This window comes from Actinokineospora alba (assembly GCF_004362515.1).
GTDB lineage: Bacteria > Actinomycetota > Actinomycetes > Mycobacteriales > Pseudonocardiaceae > Actinokineospora > Actinokineospora alba.
Window position 1 is genome coordinate 3,371,407 of record NZ_SNXU01000001.1, and the last position, 17,198, is coordinate 3,388,604.

Annotated in this window: 15 protein-coding genes; 14 read left to right on the forward strand and 1 reads right to left on the reverse strand. The window is 71.1% G+C overall.

The window, feature by feature from the left end:
* The first annotated feature begins 2 nt into the window (after positions 1-2).
* The 11 genes from pstS (at position 3) to C8E96_RS15575 (ending at position 13,440) form a co-directional block, all read left to right on the forward strand.
* On the forward strand, positions 3-1,544 hold the full coding sequence (gene pstS, locus C8E96_RS15520; RefSeq protein WP_091374009.1) for a phosphate ABC transporter substrate-binding protein PstS: 1,542 nt from the start codon (positions 3-5) through the stop codon (positions 1,542-1,544).
* On the forward strand, positions 1,541-3,907 hold the full coding sequence (locus C8E96_RS15525; RefSeq protein WP_228769855.1) for a hypothetical protein: 2,367 nt from the start codon (positions 1,541-1,543) through the stop codon (positions 3,905-3,907). Before pstS ends, C8E96_RS15525 begins: the two co-directional genes overlap by 4 nt.
* Before the next feature lie 287 nt (positions 3,908-4,194).
* Positions 4,195-5,178, forward strand: coding sequence for a substrate-binding domain-containing protein (locus C8E96_RS15530; RefSeq protein ID WP_091374012.1), 984 nt, complete (start codon positions 4,195-4,197; stop codon positions 5,176-5,178).
* Positions 5,179-5,218: 40 nt separating this feature from the next.
* Complete coding sequence (locus C8E96_RS15535) at positions 5,219-6,784, forward strand: Ig-like domain-containing protein (RefSeq protein ID WP_228769856.1); 1,566 nt, start codon at positions 5,219-5,221, stop codon at positions 6,782-6,784.
* Between the two features lie 79 nt (positions 6,785-6,863).
* Entirely contained in the window at positions 6,864-7,871 is a 1,008-nt protein-coding gene (locus C8E96_RS15540; protein WP_091374015.1) for a WxL protein peptidoglycan domain-containing protein, read from the forward strand.
* Positions 7,858-8,547 (forward strand): hypothetical protein, encoded by a 690-nt coding sequence (locus C8E96_RS15545; protein WP_091374018.1) that lies wholly within the window; start codon positions 7,858-7,860, stop codon positions 8,545-8,547. Before C8E96_RS15540 ends, C8E96_RS15545 begins: the two co-directional genes overlap by 14 nt.
* The gene (locus C8E96_RS33730; RefSeq protein ID WP_176926757.1) at positions 8,540-10,084 is read left to right on the forward strand and encodes a hypothetical protein; all 1,545 of its coding nucleotides are present in this window, start codon (positions 8,540-8,542) and stop codon (positions 10,082-10,084) included. The genes C8E96_RS15545 and C8E96_RS33730 overlap by 8 nt, the downstream gene beginning before the upstream one ends.
* Before the next feature lie 65 nt (positions 10,085-10,149).
* Positions 10,150-11,043, forward strand: coding sequence for a sortase (locus C8E96_RS15560; RefSeq protein WP_228772121.1), 894 nt, complete (start codon positions 10,150-10,152; stop codon positions 11,041-11,043).
* Between the two features lie 16 nt (positions 11,044-11,059).
* The gene (locus C8E96_RS15565; RefSeq protein WP_091374025.1) at positions 11,060-11,854 is read left to right on the forward strand and encodes a phosphate ABC transporter ATP-binding protein; all 795 of its coding nucleotides are present in this window, start codon (positions 11,060-11,062) and stop codon (positions 11,852-11,854) included.
* 66 nt (positions 11,855-11,920) lie between these two features.
* Entirely contained in the window at positions 11,921-12,244 is a 324-nt protein-coding gene (locus C8E96_RS15570) for an STAS domain-containing protein (protein ID WP_091374027.1), read from the forward strand.
* The gene (locus C8E96_RS15575) at positions 12,244-13,440 is read left to right on the forward strand and encodes an ankyrin repeat domain-containing protein (protein ID WP_091374030.1); all 1,197 of its coding nucleotides are present in this window, start codon (positions 12,244-12,246) and stop codon (positions 13,438-13,440) included. Before C8E96_RS15570 ends, C8E96_RS15575 begins: the two co-directional genes overlap by 1 nt.
* Here the strand turns inward: C8E96_RS15575 and C8E96_RS15580 are convergent.
* Entirely contained in the window at positions 13,431-14,105 is a 675-nt protein-coding gene (locus C8E96_RS15580) for a CAP domain-containing protein (protein ID WP_176926758.1), read from the reverse strand. The genes C8E96_RS15575 and C8E96_RS15580 overlap by 10 nt on opposite strands.
* A 56-nt stretch (positions 14,106-14,161) precedes the next feature.
* Here C8E96_RS15580 and C8E96_RS15585 point away from each other — a divergent pair, with 56 nt between their 5' ends.
* The 3 genes from C8E96_RS15585 to C8E96_RS15595 all read left to right on the forward strand — a co-directional run bounded on the left by C8E96_RS15585 (position 14,162) and on the right by C8E96_RS15595 (position 17,158).
* Positions 14,162-15,589 (forward strand): sigma-70 family RNA polymerase sigma factor, encoded by a 1,428-nt coding sequence (locus C8E96_RS15585; protein WP_091374036.1) that lies wholly within the window; start codon positions 14,162-14,164, stop codon positions 15,587-15,589.
* A 69-nt stretch (positions 15,590-15,658) separates the two neighbouring features.
* Positions 15,659-16,495, forward strand: a complete 837-nt coding sequence (locus C8E96_RS15590; RefSeq protein WP_176926759.1) for an NAD(P)H-binding protein — start codon at positions 15,659-15,661, stop codon at positions 16,493-16,495.
* A gap of 33 nt (positions 16,496-16,528) precedes the next feature.
* A complete protein-coding gene (locus C8E96_RS15595) occupies positions 16,529-17,158 on the forward strand; it encodes a hemerythrin domain-containing protein (protein ID WP_091374039.1) in 630 nt (209 codons plus the stop codon).
* Positions 17,159-17,198 lie beyond the last annotated feature (40 nt).

Below are 17,198 nucleotides of genomic sequence, written 5' to 3' on the forward strand. Positions count from 1 at the left end.
CGATGTATCGACCCCTAGTGGGGCTCATGTCCGTGCTCACCGTGCTGTGCACGGTGGTCGTCGGGTTCGCGCCCGCGGCGGCGGCGCAGGATTACGTGCCGATCAGCGGCTCGGGGTCGACCTGGAGCTTCAACGCCATCGACCAGTGGCGCAAGAACGTCCAGCAGTTCGGCATCAAGGTCAACTTCTCGGGCACCGGCTCCACCGACGGCCGCAACCAGTTCTACTACGGGCAGGTCGACTTCGCCGTCTCGGAGATCCCGTACGGCGAGAAAGACCGCAACACCATCGAGAAGTCGCCGCCGGAGGGGTCGTTCGCCTACATGCCGATCGTCGCGGGCGGCACGTCGCTGATGTACAACCTGAACATCGGCGGCAAGCGGATCACGAACCTGCGGCTGTCCGGCGAGGTGGTCACCAAGATCTTCACCGGTGGCATCACGAACTGGTCGGACCCGGCGATCAAGGCCGACAACCCGAACCTGGCCCTGCCCGCCCGCAAGATCGTCCCGGTCGTGCGCAGCGACGGCTCCGGCAGCACCGCGCAGTTCACCGCGTGGATGGCCGCGCAGCACGCCCCGATCTGGGACGCCTACTGCGCCCGCGCCGGCCGCTCGACCCCGTGTGGGCTCACCTCGTCCTACCCGGTGCTCGAACCGCTGGTGGCGCAGGACAAGTCGATCGGCGTGGCGAACTACGTGCGGCAGGCCCAGAGCGAGGGCGCGATCACCTACGTCGAGTACTCCTATGCGAAGAACGCGGGCTTCCCGGTCGCGAAGCTGTTGAACGCCAAGGGGTACTACGTCGCGCCGACCGCGTCGGCGGTGGCGGTGGCGCTGCTGCGGGCCAAGGTCCGGCCCAATCTCACCCAGGACCTCAGCCAGGTCTACGCCGACCCGGACCCCCGGACGTACCCGCTCTCCAGCTACAGCTACATGATCATCCCGACGGTGCCGAGCGCGAAGTTCAGTTCGGCCAAGGGACGCACGCTCGCCGACTTCGGCTACTACTTCCTGTGCGAAGGCCAGCAACAGGCGGAGCGGCTGGGGTTCTCCCCGCTGCCGATCAACCTGGTGCGCGCCGGGCTCGACCAGGTGGCGCGGATCCCGGGGTCGGTCAAGAAGGCCACCGACATCAGCAAGTGCAACAACCCCACGTTCTCCGCGGACGGGACGAACACCCTGGCGGTCACCGCGAAGCAGCCCCCGGAGTGCGACCGGCGCGGCGGACCCGCCCAGTGCACCGAGGCGGGCGTTCCGGTGAAGGCCCCGACCAAGGCAGGCGGCCCCGCGGCGGGCGGTCCCGCGGTGCCCGGCGAGGCGGTGCCCGGTGAAGCGGCGGGACCCGCGGCGGAGGTCGCCGACGAAGCCACCGGAGGGGACCGGGCGGCGGCCGCGAGCGCGTCGGCCGTGCCGGTGTCGGTCGACCTGCCGCAGGACGACGGCACCCTGCTGGTCGTGGTCGCCGTGGTGCTGCTGGTCGCCTTGGTGGTCGGACCGCCGATGGTCGCCAGGCTGCTGCGCAAGAGTGGAGCGCAGCGGTGAGTCTCATCAGACTGGTGCTGGCCACCGTGATGGTGGTGTCCGGAGTGGTCATCGCCCAGCCGGCGACCGCCGATCCGACGGAGCTCGCCACCCCGTCCCAGGTGACCGTGCGCGGTGCGAAGCGGTTCAAGGACCTGGAGATCACCGTCTCGCAGACCGCGGACCTGATCAACCAGACGATCCGGGTCTCCTGGAAGGGCGCGAAACCGACGGACCCGGGGCGCGGCAAGAACTACCTGCAGATCATGCAGTGCTGGGGCGACGACCCGGCGGGCCCGCGCCGCGAGCAGTGCCAGTACGGCACCCCCCTGGGCACCTACGACTCCAGTGCCATGTGGTCACGTGCCCTGCTGTACGGCGACCTGCACCACGATCCGCTGGAAACCCAGAAGCAGGAGGCGAAGGGGACGACCTACGTGCCGTTCCAGCCGGTGTCCGGCGAGCCCACCAAGCCGACCGAGCAGGGGCACGGCGAGTACTTCGACGCTTCCACCACCAACGAGGTCCAACTCGCCGCGACCCGGGAGGACGGCACCGGCGAAGTCGACTTCGAGGTGCTGACCGCCACGGAGGCCTACGGTCTTGGCTGCGGCAAGCCGCTGCCCACGGGCAAGCCGCGGCACTGCTGGCTGGTGGTCGTGCCCCGCGACGACATCGAGACCAACGGCAAAGTGGTCGGCGCGGACTACTTTCACAACTTCCTGGACTCCTCGCCGCTGAGCCGGTCCAACTTCGCCAACGCGATCCCGGTGCCGCTGCGGTTCCTTCCGGTCGGCGAGGCCTGTGGGCTCGGCCGGGCGGAGCGGCCGCTGACCGGGCACGAGTTCATCGCCGACGCGGTGCAGCGCTGGCAGCCCGCGATGTGCGCGGGCGACGGACCGGTGTTCGGCTTCGCGCAGGTGTCCGACCGGCAGGCCCGCGACCAGCTCGCGAGTCCTGACCCCGGCTTGGTGTTCGCCTCCAAGCCCGCCGATCCGGCGACGCTGACGTCGGCGGCACCGGTCGTCTACGCGCCGATGGCGGTCTCGGGCTTCGGGCTCGGGTTCATCATGGAACGGCAGGCGGCTCCCGGGAGCCCGCCGGAGATCGCGGTGCGCGACGGCAGGCCGATCACCGAGCTCAAGCTCACGCCCCGGCTGGTGGCCAAGCTGCTCACCCAGTCCTATCAGGACTCGGTGCCCGGAGTGCCGGAGTACCTGGCCGACAACCCGACCAGGCTGCGGGTGGACAAGGAATTCCTCGAGCACAACCCGGAGTTCGTGACCTACGGCTTCCTGATGCAGACCGTGGACATCCTGGCGCCGTCGATCGACCAAGACGTGACTGCGGCGCTGTGGGCGTGGATCAACAGCGACAAGGAAGCCCGGGAGTTCCTCGACGGCAAGCCCGACCCGTACGGCATGGTGGTGAACAAGAACTACCTGAAGCTCGCGCTGCCGGTCGAGAACTTCCCCAAGGCGGACTTGTCCTGCGTCACCCGGGAGTTCAACGGGGTCAAGGCGCCGCTGTGCGCGCAGACCCTGCGGCCCTTGGCCGCCGACATGCACGAGGCCGGTCGCGCGGTCAGTCGCGGCGACAGCCTCGGCCGCACACCCAGCGGCCTGGCCGACCCGAATGACCCGACGCTGCCCGGTTTCCAGAAGGTCGGCAGGCTCCCGGTGGGCAGGCGCGCGCAGATCGCGGCGGTGGACACGGTGACCGCCAAGCGCTACGGCCTGCTGGTGGCCAAGCTGCGCAACGCGGCGGGCGAGTTCGTCGAGCCGACGGACGCGAGCCTGCTCGCCGGCGTGCGCGAGATGGTTCCCTCCGGCGTTCCCGGGGTGGTGGCGACCAATCCGCTGTCGAAGTCCCCGAACGCCTACCCGTTGACCAACCTGACTTACGCGGCCACGGTCCCGTCGACGCTGGACGCGGCTGCGGGCCGCGACTACGCCGAGCTGATCAGGTTCGCCACCGGTGCGGGCCAGCAGGTCGGTGACGGCGCGGGCAGACTGCCCCGGGGCCACCTGCCGCTGCCCGGCGTGCTGCGGGACCAGGCGCTCGCCGCCGCCGACGTCATCGAGCGGGACGCGGGCAAGCCAGTCGGCACCCAGGCCGCGGAGCCCGCGGCGGAGCCGGGGGAGGCCGCGCCGCCGCAGGCCGCCGCCGCGGCACCGCAACCCGCGCCCGCGGCGCCTGCCCCTGCTCCCGCGCCGGTCCAGTCCACAGTGGAAAGCCGGCCGGTCGCGGAATCCCGCAGCACGCCGTCGCTTCCGGTCGGCTGGGTGCTGCGCTACCTGCTGGCCGGGATTCTCGTCGCGGGCGGCCTGGCCACCGGCGCCTATCCGCTGCTGCTGCGCCTCGGCGCGCGGGCGAGAGAGTAGTCGCGGTGTCCGAAAGAGACAGTCCGTTGCGAACGGTCTGTTCGCTTGCGGGCCACTTGCCCTTGCCGCGAAGGAAATGTTCGCCGCGATACTCCGGATGGGCGGGCGAAAACAGCGACCGCCGACGGGGAGGGGGGTGATGCCCGACCGGTCGTGACGAGAGTTGCCGCTCTCGCCACCGACCGGCCAGACCACTCACCTGCGTCCGGTGCGAGCAGATCGGCGTCCGCACCGGGTTCGGCCCGGACACCAGTCCGAGCACTACCGCGTAGAAAAGGATACATGCAGTGAGCAAGCAGAAGCGTATGCTCGTCGCGGCCACCGCCGCGCTGGCCATCGTCGGCCTCGCCACCGGCTCCGCCCAGGCTGACCCGACCGGCACCCCGACCTACCGCGAGATCGCGATCGTCGGCTCGGACACCACCCAGACCGTGATGAACGGCCTCGCCGACGCCATCACGATCAACGGCACCAAGGTCCTGGGCTCCTACGACGCCCGCGGCACGGCGCAGATCACCACCAAGGACCCGGCGACCACCCCGGGCTGCACCATCAACCGCCCCGAGGGCTCCAACGTCGGCGTGACGGCGCTGAAGAACGACATCGCCGCGGGCACCAACTGCCTCCAGGCGGCCCGCTCGTCGTCGAACTCGGCCGCGGCCAACCCGGACATGAAGTTCGTCCCGTTCGCGGTGGACGCGCTCACCTACGCCGTCCGCGGCGACAGCACCGTGCCGAAGAAGCTGACCAAGGCCAACCTGACGGCGATCTACACCTGCGCCAATACCACCTTCAAGCCGCTGGCCCCGCAGTTCGGTTCCGGCACCCGCTCGTTCTTCGTCAAGTCGGTCCTGCCCGCGGGCACCGTCGACAGCGCCACCCTGTTCGGCCCCGGCGGCACCTACCCGTGCGTGTCGGACAAGGACGCGTCGGGTGAAGGCATCCAGGAGCACGTCGGCACGTACCTGACCGACGTCAAGCACCTGCTGCCGTACTCGGTCGCGGTCTACAACTCGCAGATCTACGGCCAGGCGCCCGCCGCGCAGGGCAAGGCCGTGCTGGGTGTGCTCGACACCATCCAGCCGACCAACCTCAACACCTCCTCGACCCTCAAGCGCGACGTCTACAACGTGGTGCCCGCCACCAAGTTCGGCACCGCGCCGTACAACACGATCTTCGACGGCCCGAACTCGCTGATCTGCCAGCGCGGCGACGTCATCACCCGCTACGGCTTCGGCATCGCCGCCAACTGTGGCGTCCCGGTCCAGTAGTCCTCCCGCGCTTCCCCTTTACCGAAAGGCTTCCAAGACAGTGCGAAACCTCATCACCCGCAGGCTCGTCGGTGGCGCCGTCGCGTTCGCCGCGGCCGCCGCCGCCACGATCGGCTTCGCGGGCCTCGCCGCGGCCGCCCCCGTGGGCAACCTGGGCACCCTGACCGTCAACAAGCAGTCCGGCCTCGACATCGACGCGCCGAGCTACACCACCTCGGCCGGGTGTTCGCCCGACTCCGACGGCTACAACCTCTACGTCTACGGCCCGGGCGGCTTCGCCAACGGCCTCGTGGGCACCACCGTGACCGACGTGGGCTTCTCCACCTCCGGCCCGATCTCGCTGGTGCAGACGCTGTCGTTCAAGGACATCGCGGTGGACAACAGCACCACGATCGTCCCCGGCACCTACACGATCGCGGTGAACTGTGTCGACCAGTTCTCCACCGAGGTCAAGGGCACCTTCACCAAGGACATCGTCTTCACCAGCGCCACCCAGTGGAACGTCCCGGCGCAGACCAGCCCCACCACGACCGCGCTGTCGGCCTCGCCCGCGGCGCCGGTGACCGAGGGCACCGCGGTGACCCTCACCGCGACCGTCTCGCCCGCCTCGGCTACCGGTTCCGTGCAGTTCCGTGACGGCGCCAACGCCCTCGGCGCCCCGGTGACCGTCGCCAACGGTGTCGCCACCCTCACCACGAGCGCGCTGCCGCAGGGCAACCGCTCGCTGACCGCCGAGTTCGTCGGCACCGGCACCTCCGGCTCGTCGACGTCGGCCGCGGTGGCCTACCAGGTCAACGCCCCGGCCGCGGTCGCCACCACGACCGCCCTCGCGGTCACCCCGAGCGGCACCGCCGCGCAGTACAGCACCGTCACCTTCAGCGCGACCGTGACCCCGGCGAACGCCGCGGGTGTCGTGCAGTTCTTCAACGGCGCCAACGCTCTGGGCAACGGCGTGCCGGTCTCCGGTGGTTCCGCCACGTTCACCAGCGCCACCCTGCCGGTCGGCACGCACAGCTTCACCGCGCGCTTCTCCCCGGCCAACACCGCGGCCTTCGAGCCGTCGGCCTCCGCGGCCGTCGCGCTCGAGATCACCGCGTTCGCGGGCGTCAGCAGCCACCAGGACATCTCCACCACCGTCCTGGCCGGTGAGCTGACGATCAGCGTGGCGAACCAGAACGTCATCCTGCCCTCGCCGGTCATGGCGGCCGACGGTTCGCTGCTCACCACCTCGGGTGCGCTCAACCCGATCAAGGTCACCGACACCCGCGCGGGCAACCCCGGCTGGAACGTCTCCGGCCAGGTGACCGACTTCATCAACGGCGCCAACGCGATCAACGGCGCCAACCTCGGCTGGTCCCCGAAGATCGTGGACAAGTCCCCGGTGCAGAACATCACCGCGGGCGCGGTCGTCAACCCGGCCAACGCGATCGTCCCGGGCGCCACCGCCCCGGCCGGTTTCGGCCTGGCCAGCGCCCGCGTCCTGGCCACCGCCGCCTCCCTGGGCGGCAACGGAACCGCGAACCTCGCCGCGGACCTGGCCCTGAACGTGCCCACCTCGACCGTCGCGGGCACCTACACCGCGCGGCTGACCCTGACCGCCATCTAAGGCAGTCGACACCAGTGGAACGGACCGGGCGCACGCGCGCCCGGTCCGGCCCACGCCTGCACTCCACAAAGGACTGATCATGCAGCGGACCTGGCGCCGGGCCCTAGCCTCCGGCCTCCTTGCCGCCCTTGCGCTGGGCTTCACCCCGGCGACCGCGCAGGCCCAGGACAAGGGGCCCGCGACCTTCGGTGTGCGGCCCGCGACCGCGCTGGCGCCGGACGACCGCCCGAACTTCAGCTACAGCGCCACACCCGGCGCCGTGGTCAAGGACCACCTCGCGGTCGCGAACATCTCCAACGACCCGCTGAGCCTCAAGGTCTACGCGAGCGACGCGTTCAACACCCCCGACGGCGGATTCGACCTGCTCGACGCGGGCCGCGCGCCGGTCGACGTCGGATCGTGGGCGAAGCTCGACGCGAGCACGGTCGAGATTCCGGGCCGCACCACCAAGATCGTGCCGTTCACCGTGTCGATCCCGGCGGACGCCACCCCCGGCGACCACGTCGGCGGCATCGTCGCCGCCCTGGTCACCGAGGCCACCGGGGCCGACGGCCAGCGCGTCGCCGTCGAGCAGCGCGTCGGCGCCCGCATCTACCTGCGGATCTCCGGGGACCTGGTGCCCAAGCTGACCGTCTCCGACGTCGTCGGCTCCTACGACGGGTCGTTCTTCGGCACCGGCACCACCCGGATCAGCTACATCGTGCGCAACAGCGGAAACGTGCGTCTCGGCGGCAAGCAGCAGGTGACCGTCGAGACGCCGTGGGGTTCGGGCACGGCCGTGCCCAACCTGCCGGACCTGCCCGAACTGCTGCCCGGCAACAGCTTCCAGGTCAACACCACGGTCTCGGGGGTGCTCCCGGCGGGGTGGCTGAACGGCCTGGTGCACATCGACCCGGTGGCACCGCCCGGACCGCAGCCGCGGGCAGGCGCCGTGGACGCGAGCGTGACCGTCGCCGCCGTGCCGTGGCTGCTGGTCGTGGTGCTCGCCCTCGTGCTGGCGCTCACCCTGTTCCTGCTGTGGCGCAAGCGAAAGCGCCGAACCATCGAGCCCGAGACGGAGAAGGCGGTGGCCCATGCGGTGGCGTAACTGGCTCATGGTGATGCTGTTCGTCCTCACCGCGGTGATCACCGTGCCCGCGACGGCCGCCGCGCAGCCACTGGGCGGGCTGGTGATCACCCCCGGCGAGAGTGTCGACGCCGTGCCGGTGCGGCTGCGCACCGACGCGGGCTGCCCGGTGGCGGCCACCGGCTATCTCGCCACGATGCGCGGACACGGCCTGGCCGACGCCGTCGTCGTGTCGACCTCCGATGTGGGCATGTCGCACACCGAGGGCTTCGAAGTGCACCTCGCGTACACCTTCAAGGACTTCGCCGCCGACAACAAGACCGAGCTGCGCGGCCGGTACGACATCACCCTGCGCTGCGTCGACATGTTCACCCAGCAGAGCTTCGGCGAGTTCGGCGGCTCGCTGGACTTCGCCGAACCGGGCCGGTACGCCGCGATCGGCAAAGCCAAGGGGCCCGCGCGGCAGACCGCGCCGGCGATCCCACCCGACTTCGCCGGCCCGCCCGCCGAGACCGCCCAGCCCGCCCAGGCCCCGCCGGGGCCGCCCGCCGCGGGGGTGGCCCCGGAAGTCGCGCGCGGCCAGGCACAGCAGGCCCCCGACGACGGCACACGGCCGTTCCTGTACATCGCCCTCGGCATCGTCGCCCTCGTCCTCGTGGCCGCGGCGTCCCACCTATGGAGGAAAGCTCATGCGTAAGCGTCAACTGATCGCCGCGGCCGCGGCCGCGCTCACCGCCGCGGGGATCGCGGTGGTCCTCACCGCGGGCAGCAGCCAGGCCGAACCGCCCGTGGGCACCCTCGGGACGCTGTCGGTGAGCAAGGAGAAAGGCCTCGACACCGAAGCCCCCGGCTACCTGACCTCGGCGGGCTGCTCGGCGGACGCCGACGGCTACGACTTGAAGATCCACGGCCCCGGCAAGTTCGCCGAAGGCCTCGTCGCCACCACCGTGACCGACGTCGGCTTCAGCACCGGCGCCGGGTTCCCGGTCACCCAGACGCTGACCTTCAAGGACGTCGCGGTCGACAACAGCACCACCATCCAGGCCGGCACCTACACCGCGGTCGTGAGCTGCCTCGACATGTTCTCCGCCGAGGTCAAGGGCACCTTCACCCGCAACCTCTACTTCACCGACGCCACGCACTGGCAGCTCACCGACCCGGCGGCGCCCACCACCACACCGCAGCCGACCACCACCACGACCACCACCACGGTGCCGCCGACGACCACGACGGTGCCGACCACGACGACCACGACGACCACGACCGAGCCCACCACCACGACGGTCGAGCCCACGACGACCACGGTTGTGCCGACCACGACGACGGTGGAGCCGACCACGACCACCGTGGAACCGACCACGACGACGGTCGAGCCGACCACGACCACCGTGGAGCCCACCACCACGACCGTCGAGCCCACGACGACCACCGTCGAGCCGACCACGACGTCCACGACGACGTCCACGACGACGTCCACGACGACGACCACCACGGTCGCGCCGACCACGACCACGGTGCAACCGACGACGACCACGGTCGAAACCACCGTCGTGCCGACCACCACGACCACGCCCGCGGGCCCGGCGAACCTGGGCAAGCTCACGGTCGACCAGCTCGACGGCCTCGACATCGACGCCCCCACCTTCAGCACGTCCGGTCCCTGCGTCGGGGACGCGGACGGCTCGACGATGTTCATCTCCGGCCCGGGGGGCTTCAAGGACGGTCTGGTCACCAGCGTGTGGAGCGACGCCGCGTTCTCCAAGGACGCCGCGTTCTCCGTGAAGCAGTCGAACACCTTCAAGGACGTCGCGGTCGACAACAACACGACGATCGTGGCGGGCACCTACACCGTGACCGTCAACTGCGTCATCGGCCTGGAGTCCAAGACCACCGGCTTCTTCAGCGTCCAGCTCGAGTTCTCCAGCCCGACCGCGTGGACGGTCAAGTCCGACCCGACCACCACCACGACCGCGCCGACCACCACCACCGCGACGACCAGCGGGACGACGTCGGCGACCACCGGCCCGACCACCGACCCGACCACGTCGACCACCGACCCGGCTGCCCAGGGCAGCGCGGGGACCGCGGGCTCAGGTGGGCTCGCGAGCACCGGCGCATCGATCGGGTTCGCGCTGCTGGCCGGGACCGCGCTGATCGGATTCGGCGTCATCGCCGTCCTCTCCGCCCGCCGCCGCCGGGGTTCCAAGCCCAGCGTGTCGACGACCGAGAGCTGAGGGCCGTCCGCGTGCGCCGGGCCGACCGCCCGGCGCACGCGGACATCGTGACGAGAGGAATCACCGTGACCGTGCTCGACGGGCCCGAGACGACGCAATGCCCGGATGCGGCTGAGCGCCCGCTGTTCCTGCTGGTCGGACAGATGTTCGCCATCCTCGGCGCCGTGCTGCTGTGCTTCGTGGCCCAGCTCGCCCTCATCGGCGCCGTCAAGCACGAACGCGACCAGGACCGGGCCTTCACCGACTTCCGCTACCAGCTGGCCAACGCCACCGCCCCGGTCGCCGCGCTGACCGAGGACGGGCGGCTGCTGGAGACGGGCACGCCGGTGGCCATCCTGGAGATCCCGCGGCTGCGGCTGCGCGAGGTGGTGGGGGAGGGGACGTCGTCACGGTCGCTGAAGTCCGGGCCCGGACACCTGCGCAACACCCCGCTGCCCGGGCAGGCGGGCACCAGCGTGGTCCTCGGTCGCAAGGCGGCCTACGGCGGCCCGTTCAGCCGGATCAGCGAACTGCGCACCGGCGACGCGATCGTCGTCACCACCGGCCAGGGCGAGCACCGGTACCTGGTGCAGGGCGTGCGGCGGGCGGGCGATCCCGAGCGGCCCGCGCCGGGATCGGGAGCGGGCAGGCTGACCCTGATCACCGCCGACGGCCCGCACTTCCTGCCGACCGACGTCCTGCGGGTCGACGCCCGGCTCACCTCGGAGGTCGTCGCGACCTCCGGCGCGGTGCCCGCGTTCGCGGTGCCGGAGAACGAGCGCCTGATGATCGGTGACAGCTCCGCGCTGGTGCCCGTCGTCATCTGGGCGCTCATCCTGGCCGTCGCCGCGGTCGCGGTCGTCTACGTGCGGCAACGGGTCGGCCGCTGGCACGCGTGGGTGATCGGCGTCCCGCTGCTCGGCACGGTCGGCGTGACGCTCGCCGACCAGGCCGCCGCCCTGCTCCCCAACCTGCTGTGACGCGAGGAGAATGACGATGACCCAGGTTATGTCGGCGCTGGCGGAGATCGACGCGCGCGCGGTTTCGGCGTGGTTCGGCGAGCGCAAGGTGCTCGACCGGGTGTCGCTGCTGATGCCAGCCGGGACGGTGACCGCGCTGATCGGCCCCTCGGGCTGCGGCAAGTCGACGTTTCTGCGCACGCTCAACCGGATGCACGAGCTGATCCCGGGCGCGAGCCTGGCCGGTGAGGTCCGGTTGTCGGGAGCCGACATCTACGAACCCGGCCGCAAGCTGACCGACGCGCGCAGGCAGATCGGCATGGTGTTCCAGAAGCCGAACCCGTTCCCCGCGATGTCGATCTACGACAACGTCGTCGCGGGCCTGCGGCTCACCGGCACCAGGGTGTCGAAGTCGGCGAAGGACGACCTGGTCGAGAGCTGCCTGGCGAAGGCGGGCCTGTGGGCCGAGGTCCGCGACCGGCTGCGGCAGCCGGGCGGCGCGCTCTCCGGCGGCCAGCAGCAGCGCCTGTGCATCGCCCGGTCGCTGGCGGTGCGGCCGAAGGTGCTGCTGATGGACGAGCCGTGTTCGGCGCTGGACCCGACGTCGACCCGGCGGATCGAGCAGACCATCGCCGAACTGGCGCACGAGATCACCATCGTGATCGTCACGCACAACATGCAGCAGGCCGCCCGGGTCTCGCAGCAGTGCGCGTTCTTCCTCGCCGAACACGGAACCCCGGGGGTCATCGTCGAGGCCGGACCGACGGAGACGATCTTCGGCTCGCCGTCCGACGAGCGCACTTCCGACTACGTGCACGGCCGTTTCGGCTGAGCAGGTGACCGGCCCAACCGGTAGCCTGCCCATTCGGGGAATGCCTGGCGACGGTGGGAGTGACGCGTGGACCTTCGGTTGGAGGCGCCGCCCGCGGCCGGGGTCATGATGGTCGCCATCGGCGGCGAGGTCGACCTGGTCGCCGCGGGTGTGCTGGAGCGTTTCCTGCTCGGCGCCGTCGCGGAGCAGCGCAGCGCCGCCCCCGGGCTGATCGTCGACCTGTCCGACGCCGAGTTCTTCGGCTGCGCCGGACTCAACGCGCTGCTCACCGCCCAGCGCCGGATCGAGGCCGGTGGCGGCTGGCTGCGCCTGGTCGACCCCTCGCCCGCGGTGGCCCGGGTGCTCGACGTCGAGGGCATGAACACCCGGCTGCGGGTCACGGCTTCCTGATGTACGAGCGGTCCCCGCACAAGGTCACCGAGTTCGCCGGTCCGGTCGACGAGTTCCTCGCCCACGCCTGCCTGGTCTACGGCGGCGACACCCCCGACCGGCTCGCCCGCGCCCAGGCCCTCTTGTCGGCCGACCCGGAGATCGCCAAGGCGAACATCTTCACCATGGCGGTCCTCTCCGACGCCGAGGGCGTGGCCGCCGCACTGGCCGTCGACCCCGGTCTCGCGAGCCGCCAGCGCGGACCGTTCGACTGGGAACCCTTGCTGTACCTGACGTACTCGCGGCTGCCCGGCGGCGACCCGGTGGCGGCGGCCCGGCTGCTGCTGGACGCGGGCGCCGACCCGAACGCGGGCTACCTGTGGGAGGGCAACTGCCCGCCTTTCACCGCCCTGACCGGTGTCTTCGGCGAGGGCGAGGACGCGGTCAACCGACCCCGCCACCACGCCGAGCTGCCGCTGGCCCGGCTGCTGCTCGACCGGGGAGCCGACCCCAACGACGGCCAGACGCTCTACAACCGCATGTTCGGCGCCGACGACGGACACCTGCGGCTGCTCTTCGAGTTCGGCCTGGGCACCGGCGACGGCGGTCCATGGCGCACCCGCGTGCCCCGGCAGGCGAGCCCGGCCGAGATGCTGCACGACGTGCTGCTCTGGGCCGCCGCGCACGACCAGCGCGCCCGGGTCGAGCTGCTGCTCGCGCACGGCGTGCCGCCCGAGGCTCCGTTCCGAGGCCACCCGCTGCACGAAGGACGCAGTGCGCATGACCTCGCGGTCCGTTCGGGCAACCGTGAGATCGCCGCGCTGTTGGAAGCCGCCGGTGCGGTGCCGACCCGACTCGATGAGGTCGACCAGGTTGTCGCCGACGCGATGGCGGGTCTTCCCGTCCACGCGCCGCCTTCGGTTGTCGCCCAAGCCATCGCGCGCGACCCGTACGCCGTCGTGCGGGCCGCTGAGCTCGGAAAGGGCGACGCGGCAAGGATTCTGGTCGGCGCCGGATTCGACGTCAACGCCGCGGAGTGCGAGACCGCGCTGCACCAGGCCGCGTTCGCCGGAAACCTGGACCTGGTCCGGCTGCTGCTCGACCTGGGCGCCGATCAGTCCATAATGGACACGTCATTCGGGTCGACCCCGCTGGGCTGGGCGGAGCACAACAGGCGGGACCAGGTGGCCGCGTTCCTGCGGTCCGATCAGCCGTAGCCGAAGTTCTGCGTCCAGTAGATGCGGTAGCTGCCGCCCTTGGCCATGCCGACGCCGAGGTGCTTGAACTCGCAGTTGAGGATGTTCGCCTTGTGCCCGGGGCTGTTCATCCACGACTTCATGACGGCCTCCGCGGTGGCCTGACCGGCCGCGATGTTCTCGCCGCCCGCCCGCGCGTAGCCCTCGGCCTTCATCCGGTCGAACGGCGAGCGGCCGTCGAGCGAGGTGTGGTCGAAGTAGTTCCGCGCGGCCATGTCGGCGCTGTGCTTGCGCGCGGACACGCCGAGCGTGTCGTTCCACCGCACCGGCGAGCAGCCCGCGGCCGACCGCTGGCGGTTGACCAGCGCCAACACGTCGGTCTCCGCCTTCGGGAGCTGCGAGGTGGTGGTCGTGGGAGCGGTGGTGGTCGTCGGGGCCACCGTGGTGGTGGTGGTCGTCGGTTCGGCAGTGGTGGTGGTCACGCTGGTCGTGGTGGTCGGGGTCGCGGACGTGGTGGTCGCGGACGTCGGATACGACTCCAGCACCTCCGACGGGCCGGGCGCGTTGACGGCCGTGCCCGCGACGTGCGTCAGGTCTTGCATCGCGGGCAGGGCGAAGGTCAACGCGCCGGACGCGAGGATGGCGCCTAACGCGATGAGGACGACACGGCTCTTGCGGTGGGACACGGGTGGGGATCCTTCATGAAAACTCGGCGGATGGCTATGCCCATTGGACGGTCGGGTTGCGCGAGGCATTACGGTCTGAGGCCGACGAGTTCGGAAAGATCTTCCGCGAAGGCGGCGATATGCAGTCCGGTGAACCCTCGGACGCGACCTTGGTCCTCGATGCCCGCGCGGGCGACGACGATGCCTTCACCCAGCTCCATGACCGGTACCGCGCGCCCGTGACGAGATTCGTCACCCGCACCGTGGGCGACCCGCATCTGGCCGAGGATCTGGTGCAGGAGGCGTTCGTCAGCGCGCTGCGCAACCTCGACGGACTGCGCGAGCCCGCCCGGTTCCGGCCGTGGCTGTTCAGCATCGCCCACCGCGGCGCGCTCGACCATGTCCGCAAGGACGGGCCGCTGCTGCTCGCCGAGCTGCCCGAACTCGCCGACAGCGGTGAGACCCCGCACGAGGCGGCGGCCGCGCGCGAGGCCGCGGGCCTGGTGTGGGACGCGGCGGCGAGCCTTGAGCCGCGGCAGCTGGCGATCCTCGAACTGACCGTGCGCGACGAGGTGTCGAACACCGAACTCGCCCAGGCCCTCGACGTGCGGCCCGCGCACGCGGCGGTGCTCGCGCACCGGGCGCGGACGGCACTCGGTCATGCGGTGCGACTGCTGCTCCTGGTCCGCAACCCGCGCCGCTGCGGGCGGCTCGCCGAGCTGGTTCCGGAACAGCCACGCACCCTCTCGGCCGCCCAGCGGGTGCGCGTCGACCGGCATATCCGCAGGTGCGGGGAGTGCCGGGACCTCGCGGGCCGGGTCACCGCACCGGTCGCGATCATCGCGGTCCTGCTCGCCGCGGCCGACCGTGAGCCGGTCGCGGTGGACAACGCCGCCTGGTCGCTGGTCGACCCGTCGCCGCACCTGCTGCGCAAGAGCGCGGTGACGCTGGCGCTGACCTTCGCGCTGACGGTCGGCTGGTGGTTCATCCCCGGTGTCGAGGACGATCCGATCGTCTCCGAGCCCACGGTCACGCCGTCGGCGCCGATCAGCTTCGCGCCCGTGGCCGCGGTGCCCACCACGACCGTGCCCCCGCCGCCGGCACCAGCGCCGACCACCGCGCCGCCGCGCTCGGAGGCGGACCGGCTGATCGTGGCGCTGAACAACCGTCGGATCGCCGAGGGCTGCGGCCCGCTGCACGCGGCGCCGCGGCTGATGACCGCCGCCCGCGCGCACAGCGAGGACATGATGCGCGGCGAGTACATCGGGATGACCGGACCGGACGGCACGACGTTGCAGGACCGGGTCGCCGACACGGGCTACCGCGGGATGCGCGGCGGGTACGTCGCGGCGTACAGCGAGAAGGCCTCGGAGGTTGTGAAGTCCCTGGCCTCGGGCGACGCGGTCGGATTGTCGTGCGAGGTGGACGCCATCGGAGTCGGCCGAACCGAGGGCGGACCGTGTGGCTACTACTGGGCGGTGATCTTCGGTCGCGACGGCAGATGAGACGACCGCATATGCGGTTGAGCTTCTCAGCTATGGCTCGTCTCAGCTCGGCCCGGTGTACTTGGATACATGGGAGAGCAAACGCAAGCACAGAACACGAACCCGATCCTGGTGATCGGTGGCACCGGCAAGACCGGTCGCCGGATCGTGGAGCGACTGACCGAGCGCGGGGTGCCGGTGCGCGTCGGTTCCCGTTCCACCACACCGACTTTCGACTGGAACGACGAGTCCGGCTGGGCCGCCGCCCTCGAAGGAGTGCGCGCGGCGTACATCGCCTACCAGCCGGACCTCGCCTTCCCCGGCGCCCCTGAGGCCATCACGCGGGTCTGTGAACTCGCCAAGGCCGCGGGGGTCGAGAAGCTCGTGCTGCTCTCGGGCCGCGGTGAGGAGGCGGCCGAGGTGTGCGAGCGGATCGTGCAGGCCGCCGGTACCAAGTGGACGATCGTGCGCTGCAGCTGGTTCAACCAGAACTTCAGCGAGAACTTCCTCCTGGAATCGGTCCGGGCGGGCGAGATCGCGCTGCCCGCGGGCGACGCCGTGGAGCCGTTCGTCGACGCCGACGACATCGCCGACGTCGCGGTCGCCGCGCTGACCGAGGACGGGCACGACGGCCAGATCTACGAGCTGACCGGCCCCCGGCTGCTCAGCTTCCACGACGCGGCCGCCGAGATCTCCAAGGCCACCGGCCAGGACGTCGCCTACATCCCGCTGACCGCGGAGCAGTACGCCGCCGCGCTGCGCGAGCACGGCATGCCGGAGGAGTTCGTCGAGCTGTTCACCCAGATCCTCGACGGCCGCAACGCCCACCTCACCGACGGCGTGCGCCGCGCGCTCGGCCGTGAGCCCAAGGACTTCGCCGACTACGCCCGCGACGCCGCGGCCAGCGGTGTGTGGAGTGTCGACTGACCGCCGGGCAATCCCCACGAGGAGGGTGAAGCCATGCGCACGCAACTGTCCACAGAGAATGGTCTGAGCACCATTCCCCGCCATATCCACGGATTCGCCCTGATGCACGTGGCGATGCGGCGTGACGCGCGCAGGCTCGTCGCTGGTGCGGCGGGCGTGCGCGACGGCCAGGTCGACCGGGTCGCCGGTTGGTGGCGGCAGGTCCGCGCCGTCATCGACTGGCACCACCACACCGAGGACGACATCCTGTGGCCCGCGCTGCGGGCCAAGTCGCCGGTCTTCGCCGAGCGCGAGCAGGCGATGCACGCCGACCACATCGCGCTCGACGAAGCGATGGAAGCGGTCACGAAGGCGTTGGCGCCGGGTCGTTTGCTGGACTTGGCCGGTGCGGCGCGGCGCTTCGACACCGTCGTCCACGCGCACCTGCGCGACGAGGAAGCCGTGGTGCTGAGCGCTTTCCGCGACGACCTGAGTGAACGGGAGTACCTGGCGATCGAGCGGCGGGTGATCGCCAGCGCGCCGATGTCGGTCATGGCGTTCCTGCCGCCCTGGATGCTCGACGGCGCCGACGGGGTGGGGGCCTCGTCGATGCCGCCGCCGGTGCGGCTGCTCGGCACCACCGTGCTGCGGCTGCGCTACCACCGGCAATGGCGCTGGTGGTGAAGGCGGCAACGGGGAACGGATAGGCGCCGAGGGGACAGGG

Bases quoted from the DNA above. Each gene is read 5' to 3' on its own strand.
- pstS (WP_091374009.1), top strand. From the start codon at position 3: ATGTATCGACCCCTAGTGGGGCTCATGTCCGTGCTCACCGTGCTGTGC.
- C8E96_RS15540 (WP_091374015.1), top strand. From the start codon at position 6,864: ATGCAGCGGACCTGGCGCCGGGCCCTAGCCTCCGGCCTCCTTGCCGCC.
- C8E96_RS15545 (WP_091374018.1), top strand. From the start codon at position 7,858: ATGCGGTGGCGTAACTGGCTCATGGTGATGCTGTTCGTCCTCACCGCG.
- C8E96_RS33730 (WP_176926757.1), top strand. From the start codon at position 8,540: ATGCGTAAGCGTCAACTGATCGCCGCGGCCGCGGCCGCGCTCACCGCC.
- C8E96_RS15565 (WP_091374025.1), top strand. From the start codon at position 11,060: ATGACCCAGGTTATGTCGGCGCTGGCGGAGATCGACGCGCGCGCGGTT.
- C8E96_RS15575 (WP_091374030.1), top strand. From the start codon at position 12,244: ATGTACGAGCGGTCCCCGCACAAGGTCACCGAGTTCGCCGGTCCGGTC.
- C8E96_RS15590 (WP_176926759.1), top strand. From the start codon at position 15,659: ATGGGAGAGCAAACGCAAGCACAGAACACGAACCCGATCCTGGTGATC.
- C8E96_RS15595 (WP_091374039.1), top strand. From the start codon at position 16,529: ATGCGCACGCAACTGTCCACAGAGAATGGTCTGAGCACCATTCCCCGC.